Genomic DNA, 24,819 nt, shown 5'->3' with positions numbered 1-24,819 from the left:
AATATTACATCTTTTTAGCTTTAATCCCGTTAGATGGATATGTTAAATATTGAACTTAAGGAAGTAATTATTAAAGTCTTAGAAGACTATATTGAATATATTGGAAATGACCCAGAAATGCAATGTCAATTAGTTATAGATGAAACTCGAAATCATTACTTACTAATATAAATAGGTTGGCAAAAAAGTAGACGATTTTATAGAACTTTAATTCATCTTGAGATGATCAACCAAAAAATTTTAGATACAACAAGATGGTGTTGATAATGAACTTGTTAATTTAGGTGTACCTCATCACCAAATTGTACTTGCTTTCAAAACACCTGAGGGACGTAAGATTACTGATTTTGCTGTTTATTAATAGGTAAACATTTAGCTATTTAGCAGTGAGCTATTAGCTATCAGTTTTATTACCTTTAGTTGACAACTAGAATTACTTTATTCTTGTGGTACTATTCTTTGCTGAAAATTTCGTCACACAAACAAGACTTACTATTGCTAGTGGCGCATCAAGCTTGAAAATGTAGGTTAAAAAACCTAACCCCCCAACCCCCTTCCCTGCAAGGGAAGGGGGAGAGAACCCCCCTCTCCTCGCAGGAGAGGGGTTGGGGGAGAGGTCTTCGCTTGTTGCTTGCTTCTAAACCAGAATTTTAGTCTTGACGCGCCACTAGGGTTTGTTAGCCCAGTTCGTAACGCACCAAGGCTCTATATATAGATTATAGCTGCCCATTCATCCCTAAACATTGAGCACAATTTTATTTTTTCCCTCAGTTCTCTAGGTATTAGAAATAATAGTTTATAGTCTATTCCGATTTTTCTGCATAATTAATCGTACAGTAACCTGATTAATTATATAGGTACAATTTACTTATTTTGGAGGCTATTATGGTGCATTTAATTCATAAAATTATGCAAGGAGGTGGGATAAAGATTGTTCCAATACTTATCTTTGTATCCTTGTTAAGAATGGCAAAGCCAAGTTTTTCTCGTCCTGTAAATTGCAAAAGATTTAATTATTTAGAAGTTGATCTAATAGCTAGAAACGGTCATAGGACTCGATACTGTTTGATCGGTAGAGAGCGCAATCAGAATGGAGCTATTTACAAAGTTGGTGTTCCACATACAGATGAAGGAGCAACTATTTATGCAGGTAAAAGCGGTGATGCGATTATAGAAGTTTATCAAGGACGTTATGTGGATAGAATTGACGGTTCGTGGAGACGAGTTGGAGATGAGTTTTACTTCCAGTTTTCTGGTGCTAAGGTTTATATTCCTGTCTTCTAAAGGTTGAAGTTCTCAGTTTAAATAAGAGTTATAATTAGCTCCTATTTTTCATGTAAGATAATAATGATAATTAACTTCAAGCATCGTGGTTTAGAGCGATTTTTTGAATCGGAACTCGTGGTATTCAAGCTAAATATGTTAATCGCATCAGACTGATTTTAGCACGTCTGAATGTAGCAACTTGCCCACAAGATATGAATTTGCCTGGATTGGCACTTCACGAATTATCTGGCTAACGTAAAGGAACTTGGTCAGTCAAAGTATCTGGAAATTGGCGTATCACCTTCAAATTTAATGAAGTTGATGCCTTTGATGTTAATCTTGAGGACTACCATTGATGAAAATGTACAACCCACCCCACCCAGGGGAAGTGCTGAAAGAACTCTGCATTGAACCTTTGAATCTAACCGTTACTGAGGTTGCAGAAGCTTTGGGCGTAAGCCAAGAAACATTGTCTGCCATCTTGAATGGTAAGGCAAACATAACCCCTGAGATAGCCATACGACTTTCTAAAGCTTTTGGTACATCCGCTGAAAGTTGGCTTAAACAGCAAACCCAGTACGATCTCTGGCAAGCATAAATGACCATTGGTGATATTGAAGTCAAGCGTTTGTCTGCTATTTGATTTGCCTTGATCCAGTCTAATAATTCAGTGCAGCAAACAGTAGGGGCGAACCGCCGTTTGCCCCTACATTTTGACTTTATTAGCAGTTTGACAGATTGACAATTTTGTAGCAGATAAGCGATCGCTAATACTCCTGATATTTAGCATAATAATTTGTCAATTTTCTTTAGTCAGAATAATATAGACTCTGCTTCCAGGAAAGGAAGACAGATAAAGTAGGAGAAATAATTTTTCCTTGATTTTTCTGTCTTCCCTTCCCTCAAATTATCCTACTGCCAAACGGTTCTCGTTTTCTCCAAATAAAACAAAGTGTTGGAGACCATTGCCAAATTCCCGACCCGCAACAGCAGCGCTAACATCGGGATTGTTCTCTAAATAGAAACCTTCGTCGAAACTAGCACTAGGGGAGCGACCTTCCGATTCGCCAAAATTGACGAAATGATTAACCGCAGTCGTTTCTCCTGCTGCTATTGCTGTCGCTACATCTATATTATTAGCTAAATAAAAATCCGTATTGAAGAAAATGCTCGGATCGCGACCCTCAGCTTGACCGAACTGAAGAAAATGAGTCAAACCATCAGATATAGTTCCTTCATTTACCGCAGAAGCAACGCTAGGGTTGTTACTCAGATAAAACTCATCGTTATAGAGTTCCTCCACGGAAATGCCAGTCACTGGATCGAAAGCGGTATCAGGCAGTTGGGGAACATTAAGAGCAGCGAGACGATCGCTCGTCGCTAAACGTAGATCGTCGGGAGCTGTCCAATCTCCATCTAAGGGAGATACAGTAATAAACCCAGACAAAAACTGCCCCCCTTCCGAGAGTGGCGGAATGTTAGTAATATCATCTGGTGATGTAGTAGCAATGCCTAATCCCACGCCACCACCAAAATTTTCGGGAAGAGGACCGAAAGTAATCTCAAGGGGAGTAATAGCATCGGGTAAAGTCAATACAGCACCCTGTATTTCCTCGACTCCCTCTGGGAAATCTACTGGAATATTAACACTGAGGGCAGTTCCTGGAGGCAAAATCCCAGAATCGCTTCCCTGAGTTGCTTGTAATTGAGCGATTGTGTTTGCCACAAAGTCTGCGCCGATTTGATAAGCAATTTCTGTACTAGGGCGACTGTCGTCTTCCCCTAGATATGCAATTGATGGTACTCCCCGCAAAAGAGCCGTAACAGCAGCACTCACAGTTCCTGAAGAAACCGCACCCCCAGGACCGATATTTTGTCCTTCATTGATACCGGAAATTACTAAATCTGGTGGTTGGTCGGCGAGAATGAAATCCAAAGCTGCCCAGGTAACGGTGCGGGGACTACTATCAACAAACCATTCGTTTTCGGAAAAGTTACTTATTTCTACAGGTTGTAAAATGGCGTTTACATCCAGACGAGTTCCCTGACCACTTTGCTGCTCTTTGGGAGCAACTAAAGTAACATTGTGACCATCAGCAATTAAGGCATCGCGCCAGACTGCTATACCAGGAGCGTCAAAACCATCGTCATTGGTAATGAGAATATTGAGGGGAGTGACAGTAGGATTAGCGGGTGCAGCAGCAAAGCGATCGCTCAAGTTTTGTAATACAGTTTCTGATGAACTCCAGTTGCCATCAATGGGAGTAACAGTTATTGCACCGGAGAGAAATTGTTCTCCTTCGGAAGTCGGGTCATTGATAGCACTAGGTTCTATAGGCTCGACACCGCTCACCAATACCCCTGCCCCCTCTCCAAAACTGGAGGGAAGTTCGCCAAAAAAGATATTAAAAGTTGTAGTTTCGTCTAACCTGGTAAATGCTACATCTCGCACGCCCTCTATTCCTTCCGGAAACTCCCCTGGAATGTTGATGTTCAACCCTACACCTTCTGGTAGTAGTTCTTCTCCTGGGGTTTGAGTGGCAATCAACTGGTCGATTGCATCTACTACAAACTGAGAACCAATAGTGTATGCTCTATCGGTAGCTTCTTCATCACTTCCTCCAGCACTGACTGCAATCGCCGGAATACCTCGACGGATAGCAGTGGTAGCAGCGCTAACAGTGCCAGAAGAAATAGCAATATTAGTACCGATATTTGCTCGTTCATTGATACCGGATATCACTAAATCTGGTTCTTCGCCGTCGAGAATAAAATCCAAACCTGCTTGAGTTGTTACGACAGGGGTAGCATCGACGAACCATTTATTAGGAGCAATGTTGACTGTTTCGATGGGTTGAAAAATGCGATCGGCATCAATGGCAATACCAGTACCACTTTGTTGTTCTTTTGGTCCTACCATCGTCACATTATGCCCCGCTTCAGTTAATTGACCGAAGAGAATATTAATACCTGGGGCATCAAAGCCGTCATCATTGACTAAGAGGATATCAAGGCGAGCGCTATTTTGGGAGGCGTCGCGGAACTGTTCCGTAGTCTCTAATATATAAACACCCTTTTTTTTGATATGACACTAGCAAATTAGAAGCAGTGCTGATACTAGCAGATTTTTTTGACAACAGCAAGGGGCTTAAACAAACTTTAACCGTTGATAAATTTGTCTTAACATTTGGCTCTTTATTTCTTAAATATCTCCAAAAATAAAAAGTAAAATCAATTATTACAGGACTTACTGAAAGACACTATAGAAGGGATTTGGTATCTTTGCACCCGCTGGGAGTTTGTGGCAAAGTAGACAGGACTCAACCTACCCCTGACCCCTCCCAAGAGGAGATATTGAAAAATAGAATAGGGAAAAAGGTAGAAAAAAGCCCCATATTCACTATCTCCCTACCTAATTTTATAAATCCCAAATGGGTTCTATATAGCGTCTACCAATTTAGGCGATCGCCATAATTTTTTTAAGCGATCGCCTCAAGGTTTTTGCTATTTAAAACAAGAGTCAGAAAACACCTACAGCGCTTTCCTTTACCCGTGAGATAAACTCCCATATCGGCTTTCCGGCCAGCAGTACAATATTTTCAGCATTTATCCTGTACCTCATTATCCCGAAATATACTGGGACTTAAGCAAAGGCACTAGATATGGGGTATTGGTGCGTTTTGCGTTGCGCCCTTTACATGTCGCGTAGTGTTTCGGCGCTTGAGCCGACATATAAAGCGGAGCTTTGCGGAACGCAAAGCTCCGCCTACCAATAGCGTTCATGGCTTTAGTCCTATGTATAAAATAGACATCTCCAAAAATAAAAAGTAAAATCAATTCTTATCTAGAAATTATCCATTATTCTTCTCTGTTCCCTGTTACCTCCATACCTGTTCCCTCTTTTCTGGAGATATCTAATACAAATCGCCCTGAATTTTATTGTAGGTTTTTGCAGCTCTTGGATCGGATAATTTGAAAGTAATTCGTGTTTTACCTGATAAATAGTTTTTCCTGTTTTCGCACTCTATCTTTTTAAGAAATTCCAGACTAACATAGCACATGAATTTTGCCCTTGACAACCCTATCTACAGACTAACTTGACTACAGAATATTAAGGAAACTTTGAATTTCCAGCCTCCTGATTAATTAGAAGGTACTGTTAACTAAACTCCTCTATTGGAAGTTAACTAATCAGGACTTACGCAGCGACCATAGATATAGTGTTTAAAACTATAGCGCAATCGTTTTTTGACTCTATATATAGTAGCTTTGCGTAAATCCTGCTAATAATTAATAACTGAAATGACCAAAACCATACCTGAACTACCAAGCAAATATGACCCGTTTGCCACTGAAGCTAAATGGCAAAAATATTGGGAAGAAAATAATACATTCCAAGCCAACCCTGACCAACCGGGAGACCCTTACTGTATCGTTATTCCTCCACCAAACGTTACAGGTAGTCTCCATGCAGGTCATGCTTTTAATAATTCTCTGATTGACACTTTGATCCGTTACCATCGAATGCGGGGTGAAAATACCCTCTATCTCCCTGGTACTGACCACGCTAGTATCGCAGTTCAAACTATTCTGGAACGTAAACTGAAAGCTGAAGGCAAAACTCGCTACGATATCGGACGGGAAAAATTCCTGGAACGTGCTTGGGAATGGAAAGCGGAGTCTGGTGGTACTATTGTTAATCAACTGCGTCGTCTCGGAGTTTCTACAGACTGGACGCGGGAACGTTTTACTCTGGATGAAGGTTTATCTAAAGCTGTGATTGAAGCATTCATGCGTCTCTATGAACAAGGTCTCATTTATCGCGGTAACTATTTGGTGAACTGGTGTCCTGCTAGTCAGTCTGCGGTTTCTGACTTGGAAGTGGAAAATAAGGAAGTTCATGGCAACCTCTGGCATTTCCGCTACCCCCTCACTGATGGTAGTGGTTATGTGGAAGTTGCTACAACTCGTCCAGAAACAATGTTGGGAGATACTGGTGTTGCAGTGAACCCCAATGACGATCGCTACAAAAATCTGATTGGCAAAACTCTGACTCTACCAATAATGGGACGGGAAATACCTATTGTTGCTGATGAGTTGGTAGACCTTGAGTTTGGTACTGGTTGTGTTAAAGTTACTCCAGCCCATGACCCCAATGATTTTGAAATGGGTAAACGTCATAATTTGCCATTTATTAATATTATGAATAAGGATGGCAGTTTGAATGAAAATGCCGGAGTGTTTGCCGGACAAGACCGTTTTGAGGCACGGAAAAATGTTATCAAACGATTAAGAGAAGAAGGGTTTTTGGTTAAAATAGAAGAATATAGTCATAGCGTTCCTTATAGCGATCGCGGGAAAGTACCTGTAGAACCTCTACTTTCAACTCAGTGGTTTGTCAAAATTGAACCATTGGCAACGAAAACACTGGAATTATTAGATGAACACAATCAACCGAAATTTGTTCCGGAACGTTGGACGAAAGTTTATCGCGACTGGTTAGTAAAAATTAAAGACTGGTGCATTTCTAGGCAACTGTGGTGGGGTCATCAAATTCCGGCTTGGTATGCTATCAGCGAAACTAATGGCGAAATTACTGATGGCACTCCTTTTATTGTCGCTCGTTCGGAAGCGGAAGCATTAGAGCAAGCAAAGGCAAAATTTGGAGATGATGTAAAAATTCAACAAGACCCAGATGTGCTTGATACATGGTTTTCATCAGGTTTATGGCCGTTTTCCACATTAGGTTGGCCGGAAAACACTCCCGACTTAGCTAAATATTATCCGACTAGCACTCTTTCAACTGGTTTTGATATCATCTTTTTCTGGGTTGCTAGAATGACAATGATGGGAGTACATTTAACTGGGGAAATGCCATTTGAAACTGTATATATTCACGGTTTAATGTTAGATGAAAACGGCAAAAAACAATCTAAATCTGTTGGTAATGGAATAGACCCATTATTATTAATTGAAAAGTATGGAACTGATGCTTTGCGTTATACTTTGATGCGAGAAACTGCCGGAGCAGGACAAGATGTAAGGATGGATTATAATCGAGAAACTGATGAGTCAGCATCGGTAGAAGCGTCTCGAAATTTTACTAATAAAATTTGGAATGCTGCTCGATTTGTAATGATGAAATTAGAGGGGAAAACTCCTCAAGAATTAGGAGAACCAGAGGCGGATAAATTAGAGTTAGTTGATTGTTGGATTTGGTCTCGTTTCTATCAGACTGTACAGCAAACTTGTAATTATTTAGATAATTATGGTTTGGGGGAAGCTGCTAAAGGTATTTATGAATTTATTTGGGGAGATTTTTGTGATTGGTATTTGGAATTAGTGAAGTCTCGTTTGCAGGGTGAGGATGAAAATTCTAAGTTAGTGGCACAGCAAACTTTGGCTTATGTTTTGGATGGATTTTTGAGATTATTACATCCTTTTATGCCTCATATTACTGAGGAAATTTGGCATACTTTAAATCAGGTTGGAGAAGAAAAATGTTTGGCTTTGGAGTCTTATCCGAAGTTAGAGAAATCTTTAATTAATTCCGATCTAGAAGAGGAGTTTGAATTATTAATTGGGGTAATTCGGACATTGAGAAATTTACGGGCAGAAGTTGATATTAAACCCAAGGTGAAAATCACAGCAATTTTGCAAAGTGAGAATGAAAAAGAACGAAAAATTTTGCAAAAAGGAGAGGTTTATATTCAGAATTTAGTCAAGATTGAAAAGTTAGATATTACTGCTAAGATTGATGAAAAAATTGGTCAAACTATTGCAGGTGTGATTGGAACCGTACAAGTTTTAATTTCTTTATCTGGAGTAGTAGATATTGAAGCTTTATCAGCTCGGTTAGAAAAGAAATTAGGAAAGTTAGAAAAAGAAATTTTATCTACTTCTAAAAGGTTAAGTAAACCTGCTTTTGTTGAGAAGGCAGATCCTAAATTTGTAGAAGAAACTAGAAATAATTTAGCAGAGGCAGAAAAACAGGCAGAAATATTACGCGATCGCCTGAATCAGTTAAAGTCAAATTAGGCAGATATATCTGAAAATTATTGATATGAAATAGCAGGTATTTTTAGTTTAATTATAGTAGCGATCGCTCTTTTTCTTAGGAAGGCGATCGCGAAGCGGAACGGAGTTCTATCGCTTGTTTTATCTATGTCAATATTGACTGTATTTTAAGCCTTTGGACTGAAGATTTTAGTTTTTTTCAACTACCATTGATAATCAATCAAATAGTTAAAATTAACTGTATCAACTCCAATGCTTTGTAAATAATTTGCTAGTGGAAAATCGTCAGTTAATACTAAATATTTTCCTTGTACTAGACTGATAATTCCACTGTCAGTTAAACCAAATTTAGTAAATTTTTCCTCTTGACTGACAGTGCTACTTTCAAGATAAAATTCATCTAGTTTAGTAACTTCTTTAGCTAAAATACTGAGGCATTTTGAGCGGTCTGGTTCGCCCATTTGATTAATTAAACTATTAACTTCTGTCAGAATATTAGGGGTGGTAACAACTTTGGCAAACTTTAATAGTCTATCTAATAATTGATAATGTTCTGGTAGAAATTTTTTAGTGCGATTAAATCGAGAAATGCGCTTTTGATTAACTCTACCAACAAACCATAAAAGCAAAATATTTGTATCAACTAAAATACCTTTGCTTTGATATTTTTTTAACAGTTGAGTTTCAATTATCATAATTCGCGGATTTTCATAGATTCAACTACACCTGTCTGAGCATTAACTGTAAAAATTTTATAATCTCGTTCTATGCCAATAAATTCGGGAGATAAGTCGCTATAATCAACTTCATCAGGTAAAGCAAGGTCTTTTCTGCGGTTATATCCAAGTGTAATTAACCAAAATTGTTCGTTTTCAGATAATTCAACTTCTTCTAGTCTAATATCTTGTGTTCCTCCTAATAAATCTTTCACTGAAATTAAGTAATTCTTGGCCGCAGACACAGCAGCACGAATATCTATTCTAGTAGCTGCTTTTGCCATTTTTTCTATTGGGTTTTCCATGATTTTCACTCCTTGATTTGATTATTTTTAGTAGGCAATATCTACTTTAGGATAGCACAAAAAGTTGTAATAAAAAAAGGTAGTGATCGCTCTCTTTATGAGGAAGGCGATCGCCTCTTCTATCTAGCCAATATTAACCGATTTTTTGGTGTAGGAATTTCTCGTCCTAATTCTTGAGCAGTTTCTATCCATTCTTGCATAATTATTTCTACATTTTGCCAAGCTTGACAATATATGCTATTAATAAAGTAAATTTTAGTAGTAAAAAATGCCAACTGTTCTTAGATTTGAAGCATATCGCTTTTACTTCTATAGTCACGAACCAAATGAACCACCACATATTCATGTTGATAGAGATAATCTTTCTGCCAAATTCTGGTTATCTTCTGTATCTCTAGCTAAGAATATTGGGTTCAGTCCTAAAGAGTTAAGAAAAATTCAATCAATTGTCGAATTAAATCAACAAAATTTTTTGGAGAAATGGAATGAGTACTTCAACACCTCAAGCTGATGAGCGAGTTAAAAATGTACAAATACAAGAGGATACTTTCAGTGTTGAACTGATGGATGGACGTACTATTACTGTTCCTTTAGTTTGGTATCCTCGTCTATTAAAAGCAACTCCCGAACAACTACAAGCATGGGAAATATGTGGTGGTGGTTATGGTATTCATTGGGAAGAAATAGACGAAGATATTAGTACGGAAGGATTATTACGAGGCGCACCTGCTCCTGGTAGTCAAGTACATTCTTTGGTGTAAAAGTAGCAGGTATTTTTGGTTTGGTTATGGTGGCGATCGCTCTCTTCATAAAAAGAGCGATCGCCTGCTTTATCTATATCAATATTGACCGTATTTTTGTGCGGATAATTCTGGAAATTATGCAACTTGCTATATTTTCCTACTAGGGTTATAATTTTAATAATTTGACAATTATTTAGGTCGTTTTTATGAACATATCTTTAAGTCTAGAAGCGCGAAAATTTATTGAGGAACAAGTTAATAGTGGTAGGTATTCATCCGCTACAGAAGTAGTAGGAGAAGCATTGCGACTTTTATCAGAAAAAGAGAGTATTCGTGCTAAACATTTTGTTGAGTTAAAAGAAAAAATAAGAATGGGAATAGAAGAACTAGATCGTGGTGAAGGAATTGATGGAGAAGAAGTATTTGCAGAATTAGAGGCAGATATTAACCACATTGAAACTGAAATGAAACAAGGAATAATTAAATAATGATAGGAATTTCTCGTCCTAATTATTGAGCAGTTTCTATCCATTCTTGCATAATTATTTCTACATTAGGAAGCCACTTTAGAATTCCAAGATTTTTGAGCAACTTGATGTATTTGTTGTAAAGTATTGCACACAAAATTAAAGTCTCTTTTTTGTTGAGATAAAGGGATTAACATCTGTGAGGCAAGAATTACAAAACGATCTGCTTCAGAAATAGATATTCCGCCCTCTTCGAGTTGTTTAGCTAAAGTTTCAGTCTTACTTATTAAAGTCTGCTGGTCTAGACGTATATTAAATGAGGAATATTTCTTACAAACTAAGATTGCATCTAGGCAAATCCGGCTTTTAGCTGCTGTCTTTGAGGTTCCTGTGCGGAACTCACTATAAACTGGATGTGTTGCAACAACAAGCATTCCAGCAATTGTAATAGCTTCGCAAATCGCAGCCCATCCTTCAACTTTGGAGTGATGAAAACTGAATACCAATACTCCATCATCCTTAAGTACACGGCTACACTGAGAAAAAACTGAAGCAAGTTGTCTGGCAAATATGAGGGGACTTTTATCTTGAACTTCTCCCTGGTTTGATGAATTAGGTTTGGCAAACTCTGGATAGCGATCTTTGAGAACAGGAGACAGCCAGGCAAAAAAGAAATCACTTAACTCGCTGTAATGGATGAAATCGAAATAAGGGGGATCGGTAACAACTGCATCAACTGATTTTGCAGGTAAGGGTAAGTAGGAACTATCACCATTGATTACCATCAGGCTATTTTCCCTATTATCAAATTGCTCCCATGTTTTTACTTTCTGAACGTTAATACTTTGACTTGCTACAGGTTTTTGGGATGCTTTCTGCTTAACAGTGAAGTTACGTTTAATTTCAAAAGGATAATCCAGATAGCGTTTTGCTCGCATCAAGCGCGACTCAAACAGGCTACTGAAAGTACCACTGCTCTTATCCGTTCCCCATACTGAGTTTTCTAAGGGAGTACGCTCTGGCTTTAATATATGATTTGAAAAGGTATGTCGCACAGCACCAGTACCCTCACCTTTGAAACTACAAAACAAACTATTGAATTCCAAAGTGCTAGAAAAGAGACATAACATTTGCTCCTGAATGGCTTGATCTTCTATTTCAAGGATACTGCGCAACAGGAGTCCAAGACATAATAACTGTCTAGAATTAAAAAAGTCGCGCCAGTAGGTGTAATTATAACTACGAGCTTGGTTGGTATTATATCCATCTCTAATTTTCAAAGTTGGTAGTGGCAAAGTCTCAGATTTTAGTCTGGCTTCAGCCTCAGTATACAATGATAAATCTTCCTCTCTCACTGGAAGGTAAACTTTCTCACCATTTCGACGTAACGCCATAATAGCATATAGCCGATTTACTGGTGGGTTGCCATTAGATGGTAAAAGGTCTTTAATACGGTAGCGAGTACCATCTTGTGCAGTTATGTATTGACCCGATGCAGGTCCTTTTTGAGGATTGAAGGAATGCTGACAATGAGGACATATCAGGTTGGTGGTGTCATACCTATTTTCAATTACACTCCAACAGTTGGGACAAATAATCTGAGCTTTCGGCTTTTTCTTAGGGTAAGCATTCTGTGAAAATACATACCTAGAAAAAAGTGGAATCGTTTCCAACGTGGGTGTGACGACAGTCTTAACCCAGAAAAAGTAAAGCACTGGTATCAATTCGCCAGTATGTGGGTCTCTAGTCTGATAATAATGACGAATATCGGGAGCAACTTTCTGTTCAAGACGAGTAAATGCAGCCCGAAGTTCTGTTTCTGGAACTCTAGTAAATGCTTGACGAACCAGAAAAGTGCTGATGGGGTTGATATCGCAACCTATTGCCTTAGCTCCTAGTTTAACTGCTTCCCCTAGGGTTGTACCACTACCCATAAATGGATCGAGTACGACTTTGTTCGTGAATTGGTGACTTTCATAGAAATTGTTCCAAATATTAGTACCAGGGCGACTCAAAGCTGCTAAAGTAATGGCACGAAATACTGTTCCCAAGCGTGTCGCCCACCATTTGTGAATGTGATATATTGGGCGATTAATTTCCTTACGCCAACTCTCTCGCTCTGCTAATTGGCTAATTTCAAGAATCGGGAAATCACATTCAATTGCAGTAGTTGCATCGGGTGGAATCAATGGATGTTGTTTAATTCTTGGATTCATTACTCATCTCCAGAAAATAGGGAACAGGGAATAGGGAACAGGGAACAGGACGAAATAATTGATTTGATTTTTGATTTTTGGAGATGTCTATTACTCATTACTTTCCATACTTTCATCAATAGCTGGAGTAACACCTGCCATTGTGACAAACCTTGAGCCTTGGTTAGTGAGCCTATATGCTATAAATTTATGTTCGTTTCCTGCATTGGGATTAGGACGCATCTGGGCTTTAAGTTCGTTAGTCTCCAAGTCAAAGGAGTAACCGACTACTAGACTGTCTGCTTCAAAACGACTTAATCGACCAACTTCTTGAAACCTAGAGTCAGCATCCATACCTTCGGGAACAATGAGAGTCATTAAACCGGTTGTTCCTTCGGTTAGTGCAAAAGGTGTTGGAGCAACATACATTTTGCGATCGCGAATCATAATATCTCCATAACTGCCAAAACCTTTGACACTTTTATTCTTGTGAACGTAGTTATGTTCTGCATTCAGAAAATCACCGTGACAGATTACTAGATCGATTACTGGATACTGTCGGTTTCCGTTCACTTTGTCTGGATAAACTGACAGATCGGCAGGATAACGACCAAAAACATAAAATATTTGCCTGCCGTTATGATAACCTGTTGGAACTTGGCTATTGCAGTCGTAGTCACGTTCGCGGCCAGGCCAAGCCAAACCTTTAACCTCATAACCTTCAGTTGACTCGACTAAACAGAAATCTGGGTATTTATTTCTCCCTGATTCTTCAAAATGAACTGGAATATTTTGTAAACGTTTTTTAAACCAGTTTTGAAAATGAAACTCTTTGTCTTTACGGCTGACAGATTCAATGAGTTCACCTCCCTGGACAGCTAATACGCACTGCTCAAAAATATCAAAGCAGGTTTTATTTGTCATCTAGATTTTCCTTTTCTCAAATTTTTTCAAAAACAACTTCACTTAATACTTTACTACAAATTTAATCTAATTGCTATGTAAATTTTTATTATGTCTGATTGAATATATAATTAACTAGAGAATCGCCTATTTTATCTATGTTAAGATTAACCGATTTTTTGGTGTAGGAATTTCTCGTCCTAATTCTTGAGCAGTTTCTATCCATTCTTGCATAATTATTTCTACATTTTGCAGTGCTTGTTGATAGGTTTCTCCATCAGCAATACAACCTGGTAATTCTGGAACTTCTTCTATAAATGCTCGGTCTTCTTGACTCCAGTAAAGGATTATTTCGTAAATCATGGGTTGCTATTATTCCACATAGAATTGTAACAATATTCAGCCAGATCATTTGTTCTTTTTCTAATTTCTTCCTTTCCCCATTTTTGAGGAGGAGTTTGAGCAAATTCTTGTGTTAGTGCAAAATTTGATTTCTTATATATCTCTATTTTTTTATGAACATCTTTATCCGCAGCTTCTTCATTTAATTTTTGTCCCAAAGGTAATAAATTACCAATAGAAGCTACAAATTCTTTATCTTTCTTATAAGATTGGGGTAATATATGCTCTAATGTCATGCTATTAGGCTTAAACTCATTAGTTGTTTGTTTGCGTGATTCAATATAGCTAAAAATATATTGAATTAGTTTTTTATGTTTAGGCTCTTTACTGGTATACTTTAATCGAGAGAAGTTCTCTACGAAAGTGCTTCTCGCAGGAATTCGTGGTTCAAACCGTTGTTTTAATTCCTTTAATACTTGGTTTGATTGTCGTTTGTTATTTGCTTTAAGTAGTTCTCTTGCCGCTGTAGAATAACTTCTTTCAATACCTAAAGAACCCAAAGAACAGATTGCATTCAAAGAGAAGTGAAATTTTTCAATAAAAGTAAGAATGTCTTTTACTTGAGCTAATGTTATTTTCTTATTTTCTAAAGTTTTGAATAGGCTTAGTATGAAAGGTTTTTGTTGACTAACATTAAAAATTTTTAATGCCACTAAAGATTTATATAGGTCTTTTTCTTCCTGCTGCTTAAAGTCTTCTGTAACAGGAGATGATATTTTCATGTACAATTTAGCATCATTTACTAACTCATCTAAAAAATTTTCACCTATTTCCCCACTATTCCATCGCTTTTTAAAATGTTTGTAAATATTATCTTTACTCGTATAATCATATTTAGATATCCACCAGTGTCTTACAAAAATTTCTAGACTGCCTACATCATCTCGTGAATCTATTATATTTCTCAAGTTTGTCCACTTAGTTTTGGTAAAATCATCGGGGTGAGTTGTTGTTGAGCTTTTGAAGACTTTATTTTTTATTAAATCAACAAAAGTTAAGTCCATTCCTCTAGCATTTAAAGTTTCAAAGATTGTATAAGCATCATCTTCTTCTTTAACAGTTATAAAAATCACTTTCAAATACGTAACGACTTGATCTCTAATTGCCTTCAAAAGATTTTCATATAAACTTTCATCTAGACGATATTTTTTAAATTTCTGCTTGAGAGATGTTTTAGAGGTGTAAGAATAAAATTCATCATATGAATTTAACAAAGTTTGTTCTTCCTCAGAAGATGGGAGACATTGTTTTTTACTAACTTTATTAATATCTTGAATAACTGTTTGAAAAAAAGGTTTTGGGGTCTCATTTTCTAATTTAAAATAATAATTACCGTCGTCATCTTTTCCGGCAATATAGTTTTCATAGATAGATTCAGCTATATTTTTTTTATCAATCTCTAGAAACCTTTGACAAAGGGTAGAAAGTAGAATAGTCAATGTTGTTAAGCGTTGTTGTCCATCAACAATTTGCATCTTTACAGACTTATCATCACCTACAAGAACAAGTGAACCAATAAAATACTCTTCATAACTAAAGGTATTATCATCATTGATGGAAATATTTGAAACTATATCATCCCATAACTCAGATACCTTATCTTTATCCCATGAGTATGGTCTTTGAAATCTAGGGACAATATACTGCTTCTTTACAGAAAATAGCTCGGAAATTGTTTTAGTGTATGCGTGTAGTTCCATTTTGAGATAAAAAAGATATTTTACAAACTGCAGTAATATGAAATAGGGCGGGCAAATATTCACCCACCCTACCATAGATAATTAATAATTAGAGATACTTCTCATTATCCATTATCAATTATCCATTATCCATTAATTACTCTATCCCCTCTATCCTATCCTCCACTTGCTGATACAACTCTCTTAACCGATCCAAATTACTCTCACTTGTCTCCCAATAACCACGTCCGTTCACTTCCAACAATGTCGTCACCATCTTCCGGAACGAATGCGGATTCAAATTCAACAACCGCTGCTGCATCTGCTCATCCTTTATAAATGTCTCATTCACATCTTCATAAACCCAGTTATCCACAGCACCAGCAGTCGCACTCCATCCCATAGTATTCACGAGACGCTTTGACAACTCCCGCACTCCTTCATAACCATGAGACAACATTCCCTCATACCATTTCGGATTCAACATTTTTGTCCGCGCATCTAAACGTACCGTCTCAGATAATGAACGCACCTGAGCATTGGCAGTCGTCGTATCCGCAATATAAGAAGATGGTTTTTTACCATCTTTCCTCAGACTCGCCACAATTTTTGTCGGATCGGAATCAAAATAATGACTCACATCGGTTAAACTAATTTCCGACGAATCTAAATTCTGGAATGTGGCATCGGCAGTTTTCAATGCTGACTCAAACACTTTCCGGTTATCTTCCATCATTCCTGGGTTATCAGAATTAAATGCAAACGACTTGCGCTTCAAATACATTTCCTGTAATTCTGACTCATCTTCCCAGGTACTATTCTCAACTGCCAAATTAACGTTCGCAGCATAGGAACCGGAAGCATTAGAAAATACCCGCGTTGCAGCTTGACGTAAATTTACTCCTAACTCTTCGGCTTGCTTGAGAGCGTGCTTCCGAACAAAGTTCATCTCTTCCGGTTCCTCTGCTTCTGCTGCCATTTTCACAGCTTTATCCAAAAGGTTCATTTGATTGATAAATAAATCTCGGAATACACCGGAACAGTTAATCACTACGTCAACACGGGGACGACCTAATTCTGATAATGGAATTAATTCTAACTTATTCACCCTACCTAAAGCATCAGGTACAGGTTTCACACCTACCATCCACATTACTTGAGCAAGAGATTCACCATAAGTCTTGATATTGTCAGTTCCCCACAACACAACAGCGATAGTTTCTGGATACTGCCCACCATTTTCTTGCATTTGTCGCGCCAATAAACGGTCAACTACAATTTTTGCCGACTTAACCGCAGCAGCAGTGGGAATAGACTGGGGGTCGAGAGCGTGCATATTCTTACCAGTCGGTAACACATCTGGGTTGCGAATGGGGTCGCCACCAGGTCCCGGTAAAATATATTCTCCTTCCAACGCTCGCAACAGGGAACCTAACTCGTTATCAGCACAAACCTGCTCTAAGCAAAATTCCAAATATTCAAACAGAGGTTTAATAAGTTCGGCATCAACATCGGGAAAGCCTGCTGTTTCCAGAGCTTCTATCCAAGGTGCTTTTTTCATCATGTTGAAGAAATTGAGTTTGCTCACCATCGAAACTCGGCCGTCAGCATCGGTTTGTTGGTGAACCAACGCAGCAACAGCAGCACGAGTCGCTTCCGTAATACTCTGAACTAACTCCACATCTGCCAAAATACCCTGATTATTATTTTGGTAAAGTTCCTCAATATCCCGGTTGAGACTGTTAGCAATAATTCTAGGTAAACCAGTTATTCCTTCCTCTTCTCTGTCGAGACTAGCAATATTTACCAAAGTAGCGATCGCTTCCTCAGCACTAGGAGGTTTACCAATAATGTGCAAACCACAAGGCAATAACCGAGACTCTATTTCCATCAGTCGGCGGTAAACATCACCGACAATTTTATCCCGTTCCTCAGCAGTCAACTCCTGAGCATCTTTTTCTGGCAGCGTCACATCCTGGTCTAAGTTCACCATCCGACACTTATCCATAATAGTGTTAACAATGGGAACACCCCGTCCGCTATCTTTCAAAGTTTGATAAGAACCGATCAACTCGTTCAACTCCTGCAAACCTTTATATAAACCAGCATTTTCGGCAGGGGGAGTCAAATAAGAAATAGTCTCTGCATAACTCCGACGTTTAGCAATAGTCGCCTCACTAGGATTATTCGCTGCATAATAATAGATGTTGGGAATATTACCGATCAGATTATCTGGATAACAGTCTCCAGACATTCCGATTTGTTTACCAGGCATAAATTCGAGAGAACCGTGAGTCCCGAAATGTAGTACCGCATCAGCTTGCCAAATTTGTTCTAAATAAGTATAGTAAGCAGCAAAACCATGATGAGGACTAGCGGAACGAGAGAACAATAACCGCATAGGATCGCCTTCATAACCAAATGTTGGTTGGACTCCGATGAAAACGTTGCCGAAACTCTTACCGTAAATTAATAAATTTTCGCCGTCGCTATTCAGGTTTCCTGGAGGCGGACCCCAGTTTTCATGCAACCTTTCGGAGTATGGAGTCAGACGTTCATATTCTGCAACTGACATCCGGTGAGCAATATTCAACTCAGGACTTTGATATTGAGCAGTGGCATCGTGAATAACTTGCTTCATCAACTCTGCTGCGGAGTCTGGCAAGTCTTGAATATCGTAACCGTTGTTTTTGAGTCCTTTGACAACTTCATAGATGGAACCGAATACATCTAAATATGCAGCAGTACCAACATTTCCTTTATCTGGTGGGAAACTGAAAATAGTAATGGCAACTTTTTTATTCAGTTTAGGTTTGCGTCTCAGACTTGCCCACTTCAGCGCCCGTGTAGCGACTGCTTCGATCCGGTCTTGGAGAGCGATCGCTTTTCCGGTTGCTCCATCTCGCCCAGACATAATAATAGGTTCGATCGCTCCGTCTAGTTCGGGAATAGCTATTTGCAAAGCGACTTGTATGGGGTGCAGACCAAGTTCGCTTTCTTCCCATTCTTCGGTGGTTTGGAAAACTAGAGGTAAAGCTACCATATATGGACGGTTCAACCGTTTCAAGGATTCGATGGCTTTCGGATGGTCTTGTCTTGCAGGTCCGCCAACTAATGCAAAACCAGTCAAGGAAATAACTGTATCTACTAATGGTGTGGGTGCAACTCCTTTGGCAGCGGTTTCCCAGAAATAAGCATCGACTGGTTTGGAAAAATCTAATCCTCCAGCGAATACGGGAATAACTCTAGCTCCCAATGCTTCCAACTCTTGCAACATGGCAACGTAGTGAGCGTCGTCTCCGGTAACTAAGTGGGTGCGCTGCAAAACTAAACCAACACAAGGAGCGAGGGGGTCTTTCAAATCTTCGGAAATATCTTGGCGCTGGTTGTACCAGTTGAGATATTCTTTGACGTCTTCAAACATTTTGGGGGCGAGGGGATGCCAAACACCCATGTCTGGATAAACTACTGGATCGACATATTTAAAAGAACTTTTTTTCTCATCTTTGAAAACATATTTATCTGCCAACATCAGTAAGAAGTTTTCCAAGTTTTCGGAGGAACCCCCTAACCAATATTGGAAACTGAGCATAAAGTTCCTAGCATCCTGCGCCTTATCAATAGGCATATATTTCAATACTTTCGGCAGAGTTTGCAGTAACTTCAACATTCCATCTTGGAAAGAAGAACCAGATTTTTCTTTGCGCTTCCGCATAAACTGAGCTATAGCACTTTTGCTCTGACCTAGTTGCGCCATGGAGAATGTACCCATTTTATTCAGGCGCATCACTTGTGGCATGGAAGGGAAAACTACCGCAGCATCGAGTTTGTCGCGGTGGGGTGTTACAGCTTCTACTACTTTTTCGGCCAAGTCTTCAATGAAAATTAGGGAGGCGATAAAAATGTTAGCTTCAGAAACTTCTCTTTTAAAGTTTTCGTAGTTTTGGGGGTCGCGGAGTTCTTCTATTAAATAGCCACTTATTTCTATGGCCAAATTAGGATTTTTCTCGTTAATAGAACGTACTGCTCCGGAAAGGGCACTTTGATACTGTGCTTCTAGAACTATATATACAACCTTTAAGAGCGATCGCCCCTTCAAGTCATCTGGGACAATGTGGCGAATGGTAGGTTTAACGGATGTGAACATTTTAAGTATTACTCCTTGGGGATAGTTGCTGATGCTCAATTGAGTATATATACCAGAAAATTTGCCAAAAAGGTAGAGTAATGTATTGATTTGATACAATTCTATAAGAAGTTGGAAATTTTTTGTTACATCTATTGACAAAAAATCAGGTATATACTCTCAATATTTGTTAAGAAAATTTAAGGGGATTTGTGTACAAAATTAATTTGGGATGAGGATATATTAATGGATCATTACCTCTTTAATCTGAATTAATGATTCGGTAATTAGTTTTGGTTATGAATATAAGAAGTCTTTTGTTATGTCAAACTTACGTTCACAACTTTCTCGAATCGCCAATTTAATGTTATTGCCAACAACATTTATTTTAGCTGTAGGCTTCAATAACAGTGCCATTGCCCAATCCCAACTTTATAGCCGAGATGGGGAACTGAAAGTTCAGCAGTTGCGCTCAGATCAAAGTGCTTGTGCTACTGGAAAATCAAGCGATTCTTATTACGTCAAAAATGGCGCCACTGGCTTGTTGTATCCGAGTAGGTGCGGCAGGAATGGTAGTGAGACTGCATTCTAGAAGTTTGTTGATACCAGTATGTAGCTAACGAAAGATGTAGGGGAGAAACTGTATTTACTGTTGTTGGTAGAGGTGATATGATCACGACTGGGAAAATTGAAGGTGCAGTTCTGGGTTACAGGTGCAGTACCGTAGGCGAAACTTATGAAGTACAAATGTAGTAGTCAGGACTTATGCAAAGGCACTATAATATAGCGTATACTAAATAGTATTTGTAGGTTGGGTTTCGTTACCTCAACCCAACATGACAGCAGTTTTCATTTGAATATACTTTAGGGACCTTGCATGCAAGGTCCCTACAGAGTTATCGCTTTTTTCTTGTGGTTCATTGATCTGAAAAGGGCTGTAACCGCAAGCGTCAAGGTGTTGTTGGGTTGAAAAAAGTGAAACCCAACCTACTTTAATTAAAGTAATCTTTACTTCAACCAAACTATCAATAATAACTGATAACTGATCTGAAACCCTTCGCAACATAAAAGACAGAGCAAGTGCGGTAGCTATATCGCCTATTCCAAAACAGCCAAAATTGTTTTCATAGGGATCAAAAGCGAAAGTGGATTATCTTCCAAAGGAATGAAGCCATATTTTAAATAAAAAGCCTTAGCATCCTCATTAAAAGCATCAACCGCGATGGCAAAGTCCCCACCTCTGAAGAAAGGCGAACAGCTTTTTTCAAGCATTTCATCAATAACGTCTTACCCAAACCCCTACCCTGCATAGTTTTATCTACAGCTAACTTCCCTATTTTTATTGCTGGTAAAGGATAACTGTAGGGAAGTTGCATAACAAAAATGCGCTGCATGTCGCGCAGCGATACGTCCCTACTGATAACCGATAAATGAAATGACACTGCTATCCAAAGGCAAAAAAAATCGAACTCAACAGTGGCAAATGCTCTATAACAAATATTTATGGAGTTGAAAATAGCAATCCTAAATAAATTGAAAAAAAACAGTAGAGACCTTGCATACAAAGTCCCTAGTGGGTTATCATTTTTTATATGTGGTTGATTGAGGGTGAAAACTGCTGTCAGATAAAACTATCAAATCAAAGGAGCGATCGCTATGACTATGACTACTGCCAAGTGGACAGTTACCGAATATCATCAAATGATTGCAGCAGGAATATTAGTGGAACGCTGTGTGGAATTATTAAATGGAGAAATTGTGGAAATGGCGCCAGAGGGAGAATTTCATGCTTATACCAGTGATGAAGCAGCAGAATATTTGATATATCTGTTAGGGGAACGCGCTAAAGTCCGTCAAGGTAAACCTATTACATTACCACAAAGTAATTCTGAACCCGAACCAGATATTGCAATCGTACAACGCTTAGGTAGAAATTATCGCGAACATCACCCCTATCCAGAAAATATATTTTGGTTGATAGAATATTCTAATTCTACTTTGAGTAAAGATTTGGAGGTAAAAAGTAAGATTTATGCTGCGGTAGGTATTCCAGAATATTGGGTGATTAATTTGCAAAATTCGGAAGTTGTGGTATTTCGTTCTCCTACGAATACAGATTATAAGTCTCAAGAAACTTTCAGTCAGGGCGTAATTGTACCGTTGGCGTTTAGGGAAGTGGAGGTTTCTGTCGAGAGATTATTTGGAGAGTAGTTTGGGAGGCGATCGCTTCTCAACTTTAGGGAATGTTTTTTTTATTCAAAACTTTGTACTGTTATATCTAGTAAGGGCGTTTCATGTCGCGTAGCGTTTTCCTGACGGAATGCTCCGCAAACATGTCGCAAAGCGTTAACGGAGTTATGCGGAGCGCAAAAATGCCATTTCCTGACCGAATGCTCCGCCTATGCAGTTAACTAAATCTATAAAAAATTACTAATAGTACTTACACAGAGACGCTATATATAGAGTTTAAAACTATTGTACAACAGTTTTTTGAATCTACAGATAGTACCTTTGCGTAAGTCCTGTAATAAATTAGTATTTGTAGGTTGGGTTAAGGTAACGTTTCGCTGCGCGACATGAAAAGCGCAGCTTATCCTTCGGATAAACCCAACATTAACTCCAAACGTCAAGCTGTTGTTGGGTTTCCCTCCGGGAAGCTCCGCTAACACTTCGTTCAACCCAACCTACTTTAATTAAAGCAATTTTTACTTCAACCAAACCATCAATAATAGCTGATAACTGATATGAAACGCTGCCCAAGAAGAAAAGCAGAGCAAATGCTGTAACTATATCGCCTATTCCAAAACAGCCAATATTGAAGACACTAATCAATAATCCATCGAATATTGCTATAATATAAGAAAATTAATAGTTAAAATATACCATGATTACTTTAGCTAAATGGTCAATACAAGACTATCATCAGATGATTTCTGCCGGTATTCTGAGCGATCGCCATGTAGAATTATTAGAAGGAGAAATTATTGAAATGTCGCCAGAAAAATCTTGGCATCGGAAAATAACTGATTCTATTGCGGAATATTTGCGAGAAAAGTTTCGAGGTATGGCAAAAACCTACGAAGCACATCCAGTTACTCTTTCTAACTCAGAACCCGAACCAGATATTGCTGTTGTCAAAATGCCAGAATCTTTGTATGATTCTCGTCATCCGTATCCTGAAGAAATTTATTTATTAATAGAAGTTTCTGATACAACTTTAGAAAAAGATTTAGAAAAAAAACGACTTGTTTACGCCCGTGCTGGCATTTTAGAATATTGGGTTGTGGATGTCAAAAATGAACAACTTATCGTATTTCAACAACCATCGCAAGGTGATTATCAAGTTCAAAAAAACTACAGCAAAGGAACTATTTTTACAGTTGTTTTTCCCGATCTTGAAATATTAGTAGAAAAGTTATTAAAATAGGGATTAAACATGGGCAGGGAGGGGGCGCCGATAGGGAACAATTTATTCAATTACGAAACTATCGTCAAATAATCCAAACTCTGATTAAAAAAACAAGCTTCTTTGCAAAAGTCTGGTGATGTTCGGGTAGAAACTATTTTCGATACTCAGCATCACCATTACCTTTTAGTACAAGTTGGTTCGGCAAAAAATCACTGGGTATATGGTTCTATTTTTCACCTAGATATTATTGATAATAAAATATATATTCAACAGAATAATACCGAGGAATCTGTGGCTGAACGTTTGGTTGAATTAGAAGTTTCTCAAGAGAATATAGTAATTGATTTTTATTCTCCTTTCAAAAGAAAATTTACAGATTATGCAGTTAACTAAATTTTTCAATTCAAGAATAACATTACAGTCATCGGAAAGATGACTTCAGCTATGAGCCAAGGATTGAAATCCTTGGCGGTTCTGGAGATTGCTTCCTATCGTCGATAGGGACAAAGGTATTAATGTGATATAAATCAATAACAAATTTGCAATTTTTGTTTGTATTGATTAACAAAAGAGTAAGCATATAATCTCAATTTTAGCTAAAAAAAGTTAAGTTTATAGTTTGTATAAATATAATTGAGGGTATGGCTATAAATCGTCAGTCAGTTAAAGATTTTGAAGTTTAATCAGCAAGTGGAAATTAATAACCTAAAAATTAGTTCTCCAGCTTTCTTTTTTACCATATTTTTTCTATTTTGTCAAGTTTTTGGTTCAGAAATGATGTTGATCAAGAATGGTTTTTAAAGAGGATAAAAAGCAGTCATTTTTGCCCTCCACAAAGCTTTCCTACGAAATGCTGCGAAACACTTCTCATAGAGTAGGATGGGGAGGAACCCCTCATATCTAATCGACCAAGATCAAAGAAAATTGAGTATTTCCAGGCTGCCTATTTTCATAAGTAATGATACTGATCACTGACGAATAGAATAATATAAGCTTTGATCAATAAATGGTTTAATAAAATTCATAAAATAACTATGAACTTAAACATAATATCCCTAACTAATTACAAAATCAGGGACTTATTATATGAAAGTGAGCAAACTTTCGTCTATCGTGGGGTTACTAAAGGAAATGGTCAACCAGTAGTTATTAAACTGATGCGCAATAATTTTCCTTCTTTTAATGAATTAGTCAAATTTCGGAACCAATATAATGTTGTTAGGAATTTGTCTATAGAAGGTATTGTTAAACCATTAGCTCTCGAACGTTATCAAAATGGTTATGCTTTAATCATGCCAGATTTTGGGGGTATTTCTTTAGCTGAATATTATCAAAATTTCTCATCTGGTACAAGAGGTATATCCGAGTTTTTAGACATAGCTATTCAAATAACTGAAGTTCTCTATCAACTACATCAAAATCGAATTATTCATAAAGATATTAAACCAGCAAATATATTAATTAATCCAGAAACTAAGGAAGTTAAAATTATAGATTTTAGTATTTCTACTTTATTACCAAAAGAAACTCAAACGATTCAAACACCTAATGTTTTAGAAGGAACTTTAGCTTATATTTCACCAGAGCAAAC

At 37.9% G+C, this 24,819-nt stretch carries 25 protein-coding genes; 13 read left to right on the top strand and 12 right to left on the bottom strand.

Going from position 1 to position 24,819, the window contains the following annotated elements; genetic code table 11:
• Positions 1 to 39 precede the first annotated feature (39 nt).
• The 4 genes from VKJ25_RS18265 to VKJ25_RS18250 all read left to right on the top strand — a co-directional run bounded on the left by VKJ25_RS18265 (position 40) and on the right by VKJ25_RS18250 (position 1,864).
• A complete protein-coding gene (locus tag VKJ25_RS18265; protein WP_324238067.1) occupies positions 40 to 171 on the top strand; it encodes a hypothetical protein in 132 nt (43 codons plus the stop codon).
• A gap of 73 nt (positions 172 to 244) precedes the next feature.
• Positions 245 to 361, top strand: coding sequence for an element excision factor XisI family protein (locus tag VKJ25_RS24705; protein ID WP_375340346.1), 117 nt, complete (start codon positions 245 to 247; stop codon positions 359 to 361).
• 605 nt (positions 362 to 966) lie between these two features.
• Positions 967 to 1,284, top strand: coding sequence for a hypothetical protein (locus tag VKJ25_RS18260; protein WP_324238066.1), 318 nt, complete (start codon positions 967 to 969; stop codon positions 1,282 to 1,284).
• Positions 1,285 to 1,621: 337 nt separating this feature from the next.
• The gene (locus tag VKJ25_RS18250) at positions 1,622 to 1,864 is read left to right on the top strand and encodes a HigA family addiction module antitoxin (protein ID WP_324238065.1); all 243 of its coding nucleotides are present in this window, start codon (positions 1,622 to 1,624) and stop codon (positions 1,862 to 1,864) included.
• Positions 1,865 to 2,173: 309 nt separating this feature from the next.
• On the opposite strand, the gene surE is transcribed toward VKJ25_RS18250, so the two are convergent.
• Positions 2,174 to 4,273 carry a 5'/3'-nucleotidase SurE gene (gene surE / locus VKJ25_RS18245; protein ID WP_324238090.1) on the bottom strand — a complete coding sequence of 700 codons (2,100 nt, stop codon included), beginning with the start codon at positions 4,271 to 4,273 and terminating at the stop codon, positions 2,174 to 2,176.
• Between the two features lie 1,295 nt (positions 4,274 to 5,568).
• On the opposite strand from surE, the gene VKJ25_RS18240 reads away from it, so the two are divergent.
• Positions 5,569 to 8,304 carry a valine--tRNA ligase gene (locus VKJ25_RS18240; protein ID WP_324238064.1) on the top strand — a complete coding sequence of 912 codons (2,736 nt, stop codon included), beginning with the start codon at positions 5,569 to 5,571 and terminating at the stop codon, positions 8,302 to 8,304.
• A 182-nt stretch (positions 8,305 to 8,486) separates the two neighbouring features.
• Here the strand turns inward: VKJ25_RS18240 and VKJ25_RS18235 are convergent, their stop codons facing one another.
• From VKJ25_RS18235 to VKJ25_RS18225, 3 genes are all read right to left on the bottom strand, one after another.
• Positions 8,487 to 8,978: a PIN domain-containing protein gene (locus VKJ25_RS18235; protein WP_324238063.1), complete on the bottom strand. Its 492-nt coding sequence runs from the start codon at positions 8,976 to 8,978 to the stop codon at positions 8,487 to 8,489.
• Positions 8,975 to 9,304, bottom strand: coding sequence for a hypothetical protein (locus VKJ25_RS18230; RefSeq protein WP_324238062.1), 330 nt, complete (start codon positions 9,302 to 9,304; stop codon positions 8,975 to 8,977). The genes VKJ25_RS18235 and VKJ25_RS18230 overlap by 4 nt, the downstream gene beginning before the upstream one ends.
• A gap of 119 nt (positions 9,305 to 9,423) precedes the next feature.
• Complete coding sequence (locus VKJ25_RS18225) at positions 9,424 to 9,579, bottom strand: hypothetical protein (protein WP_324238061.1); 156 nt, start codon at positions 9,577 to 9,579, stop codon at positions 9,424 to 9,426.
• Here VKJ25_RS18225 and VKJ25_RS18220 point away from each other — a divergent pair.
• Both VKJ25_RS18220 and VKJ25_RS18215 read left to right on the top strand, forming a co-directional pair.
• Positions 9,573 to 9,815 (top strand): DUF4160 domain-containing protein, encoded by a 243-nt coding sequence (locus tag VKJ25_RS18220; RefSeq protein ID WP_293086702.1) that lies wholly within the window; start codon positions 9,573 to 9,575, stop codon positions 9,813 to 9,815. The two genes, VKJ25_RS18225 and VKJ25_RS18220, sit on opposite strands and share 7 nt — an antisense overlap.
• On the top strand, positions 9,790 to 10,065 hold the full coding sequence (locus tag VKJ25_RS18215; protein ID WP_324238060.1) for a DUF2442 domain-containing protein: 276 nt from the start codon (positions 9,790 to 9,792) through the stop codon (positions 10,063 to 10,065). Before VKJ25_RS18220 ends, VKJ25_RS18215 begins: the two co-directional genes overlap by 26 nt.
• Here VKJ25_RS18215 and VKJ25_RS18210 read toward each other — a convergent pair.
• A complete protein-coding gene (locus VKJ25_RS18210) occupies positions 10,044 to 10,190 on the bottom strand; it encodes a hypothetical protein (protein WP_324238059.1) in 147 nt (48 codons plus the stop codon). The genes VKJ25_RS18215 and VKJ25_RS18210 overlap by 22 nt on opposite strands.
• Before the next feature lie 63 nt (positions 10,191 to 10,253).
• Between VKJ25_RS18210 and VKJ25_RS18205 the strand changes: the two genes are divergently transcribed.
• Positions 10,254 to 10,535, top strand: coding sequence for a type II toxin-antitoxin system ParD family antitoxin (locus tag VKJ25_RS18205; protein WP_324238058.1), 282 nt, complete (start codon positions 10,254 to 10,256; stop codon positions 10,533 to 10,535).
• Between the two features lie 65 nt (positions 10,536 to 10,600).
• On the opposite strand, the gene VKJ25_RS18200 is transcribed toward VKJ25_RS18205, so the two are convergent.
• The 5 genes from VKJ25_RS18200 to VKJ25_RS18180 form a co-directional block, all read right to left on the bottom strand.
• Complete coding sequence (locus VKJ25_RS18200; RefSeq protein ID WP_324238057.1) at positions 10,601 to 12,730, bottom strand: DNA methyltransferase; 2,130 nt, start codon at positions 12,728 to 12,730, stop codon at positions 10,601 to 10,603.
• Between the two features lie 90 nt (positions 12,731 to 12,820).
• Complete coding sequence (locus tag VKJ25_RS18195; protein WP_324238056.1) at positions 12,821 to 13,633, bottom strand: hypothetical protein; 813 nt, start codon at positions 13,631 to 13,633, stop codon at positions 12,821 to 12,823.
• Positions 13,634 to 13,768: 135 nt separating this feature from the next.
• The gene (locus VKJ25_RS18190; RefSeq protein WP_324238055.1) at positions 13,769 to 13,975 is read right to left on the bottom strand and encodes a type II toxin-antitoxin system HicB family antitoxin; all 207 of its coding nucleotides are present in this window, start codon (positions 13,973 to 13,975) and stop codon (positions 13,769 to 13,771) included.
• The gene (locus tag VKJ25_RS18185) at positions 13,972 to 15,714 is read right to left on the bottom strand and encodes a DUF262 domain-containing protein (protein WP_324238054.1); all 1,743 of its coding nucleotides are present in this window, start codon (positions 15,712 to 15,714) and stop codon (positions 13,972 to 13,974) included. The genes VKJ25_RS18190 and VKJ25_RS18185 overlap by 4 nt, the downstream gene beginning before the upstream one ends.
• Positions 15,715 to 15,850: 136 nt before the next feature.
• Positions 15,851 to 19,840 carry a magnesium chelatase subunit H gene (locus VKJ25_RS18180; RefSeq protein ID WP_324238053.1) on the bottom strand — a complete coding sequence of 1,330 codons (3,990 nt, stop codon included), beginning with the start codon at positions 19,838 to 19,840 and terminating at the stop codon, positions 15,851 to 15,853.
• A 301-nt stretch (positions 19,841 to 20,141) separates the two neighbouring features.
• Between VKJ25_RS18180 and VKJ25_RS18175 the strand changes: the two genes are divergently transcribed.
• Positions 20,142 to 20,411, top strand: a complete 270-nt coding sequence (locus VKJ25_RS18175) for a hypothetical protein (protein ID WP_324238052.1) — start codon at positions 20,142 to 20,144, stop codon at positions 20,409 to 20,411.
• 506 nt (positions 20,412 to 20,917) lie between these two features.
• Here the strand turns inward: VKJ25_RS18175 and VKJ25_RS18170 are convergent.
• A complete protein-coding gene (locus tag VKJ25_RS18170; RefSeq protein ID WP_324238095.1) occupies positions 20,918 to 21,091 on the bottom strand; it encodes a hypothetical protein in 174 nt (57 codons plus the stop codon).
• Positions 21,092 to 21,475: 384 nt separating this feature from the next.
• On the opposite strand from VKJ25_RS18170, the gene VKJ25_RS18165 reads away from it, so the two are divergent.
• Positions 21,476 to 22,030 carry a Uma2 family endonuclease gene (locus VKJ25_RS18165; RefSeq protein ID WP_324238051.1) on the top strand — a complete coding sequence of 185 codons (555 nt, stop codon included), beginning with the start codon at positions 21,476 to 21,478 and terminating at the stop codon, positions 22,028 to 22,030.
• 402 nt (positions 22,031 to 22,432) lie between these two features.
• Here VKJ25_RS18165 and VKJ25_RS18160 read toward each other — a convergent pair whose 3' ends face one another.
• Complete coding sequence (locus VKJ25_RS18160; RefSeq protein ID WP_324238050.1) at positions 22,433 to 22,651, bottom strand: hypothetical protein; 219 nt, start codon at positions 22,649 to 22,651, stop codon at positions 22,433 to 22,435.
• Positions 22,652 to 22,703: 52 nt separating this feature from the next.
• Here VKJ25_RS18160 and VKJ25_RS18155 point away from each other — a divergent pair, with 52 nt between their 5' ends.
• The 3 genes from VKJ25_RS18155 to VKJ25_RS18145 all read left to right on the top strand — a co-directional run.
• Positions 22,704 to 23,246, top strand: coding sequence for a Uma2 family endonuclease (locus VKJ25_RS18155; protein ID WP_324238049.1), 543 nt, complete (start codon positions 22,704 to 22,706; stop codon positions 23,244 to 23,246).
• A 102-nt stretch (positions 23,247 to 23,348) separates the two neighbouring features.
• Positions 23,349 to 23,621, top strand: coding sequence for a XisI protein (locus VKJ25_RS18150; protein ID WP_324238048.1), 273 nt, complete (start codon positions 23,349 to 23,351; stop codon positions 23,619 to 23,621).
• Between the two features lie 641 nt (positions 23,622 to 24,262).
• A partial coding sequence (locus VKJ25_RS18145) for a serine/threonine protein kinase (protein WP_324238047.1) occupies positions 24,263 to 24,819 on the top strand: 557 nt, incomplete at its 3' end.

Source organism: Okeania sp. (assembly GCF_035285525.1).
In the GTDB taxonomy this organism is placed as follows: domain Bacteria; phylum Cyanobacteriota; class Cyanobacteriia; order Cyanobacteriales; family Microcoleaceae; genus Trichodesmium.
This window is presented reverse-complemented; position numbering and strand designations above follow the sequence as displayed.

What these genes read in the sequence shown, in the direction of transcription:
- VKJ25_RS18250 (WP_324238065.1), top strand. Translation starts at nt 1,622, where the DNA reads ATGAAAATGTACAACCCACCCCACCCAGGGGAAGTGCTGAAAGAACTC.
- VKJ25_RS18195 (WP_324238056.1), bottom strand. Translation starts at nt 13,633, where the DNA reads ATGACAAATAAAACCTGCTTTGATATTTTTGAGCAGTGCGTATTAGCT.
- VKJ25_RS18180 (WP_324238053.1), bottom strand. Translation starts at nt 19,840, where the DNA reads ATGTTCACATCCGTTAAACCTACCATTCGCCACATTGTCCCAGATGAC.
- VKJ25_RS18265 (WP_324238067.1), top strand. Translation starts at nt 40, where the DNA reads ATGTTAAATATTGAACTTAAGGAAGTAATTATTAAAGTCTTAGAAGAC.
- VKJ25_RS18185 (WP_324238054.1), bottom strand. Translation starts at nt 15,714, where the DNA reads ATGGAACTACACGCATACACTAAAACAATTTCCGAGCTATTTTCTGTA.
- VKJ25_RS18200 (WP_324238057.1), bottom strand. Translation starts at nt 12,730, where the DNA reads ATGAATCCAAGAATTAAACAACATCCATTGATTCCACCCGATGCAACT.
- VKJ25_RS18260 (WP_324238066.1), top strand. Translation starts at nt 967, where the DNA reads ATGGCAAAGCCAAGTTTTTCTCGTCCTGTAAATTGCAAAAGATTTAAT.
- VKJ25_RS18240 (WP_324238064.1), top strand. Translation starts at nt 5,569, where the DNA reads ATGACCAAAACCATACCTGAACTACCAAGCAAATATGACCCGTTTGCC.
- VKJ25_RS18170 (WP_324238095.1), bottom strand. Translation starts at nt 21,091, where the DNA reads ATGCTTGAAAAAAGCTGTTCGCCTTTCTTCAGAGGTGGGGACTTTGCC.
- VKJ25_RS18235 (WP_324238063.1), bottom strand. Translation starts at nt 8,978, where the DNA reads ATGATAATTGAAACTCAACTGTTAAAAAAATATCAAAGCAAAGGTATT.
- VKJ25_RS18155 (WP_324238049.1), top strand. Translation starts at nt 22,704, where the DNA reads ATGATTACTTTAGCTAAATGGTCAATACAAGACTATCATCAGATGATT.
- VKJ25_RS18205 (WP_324238058.1), top strand. Translation starts at nt 10,254, where the DNA reads ATGAACATATCTTTAAGTCTAGAAGCGCGAAAATTTATTGAGGAACAA.
- VKJ25_RS18215 (WP_324238060.1), top strand. Translation starts at nt 9,790, where the DNA reads ATGAGTACTTCAACACCTCAAGCTGATGAGCGAGTTAAAAATGTACAA.
- VKJ25_RS18165 (WP_324238051.1), top strand. Translation starts at nt 21,476, where the DNA reads ATGACTATGACTACTGCCAAGTGGACAGTTACCGAATATCATCAAATG.
- VKJ25_RS18220 (WP_293086702.1), top strand. Translation starts at nt 9,573, where the DNA reads ATGCCAACTGTTCTTAGATTTGAAGCATATCGCTTTTACTTCTATAGT.
- VKJ25_RS18175 (WP_324238052.1), top strand. Translation starts at nt 20,142, where the DNA reads ATGTCAAACTTACGTTCACAACTTTCTCGAATCGCCAATTTAATGTTA.
- VKJ25_RS18190 (WP_324238055.1), bottom strand. Translation starts at nt 13,975, where the DNA reads ATGATTTACGAAATAATCCTTTACTGGAGTCAAGAAGACCGAGCATTT.
- VKJ25_RS18230 (WP_324238062.1), bottom strand. Translation starts at nt 9,304, where the DNA reads ATGGAAAACCCAATAGAAAAAATGGCAAAAGCAGCTACTAGAATAGAT.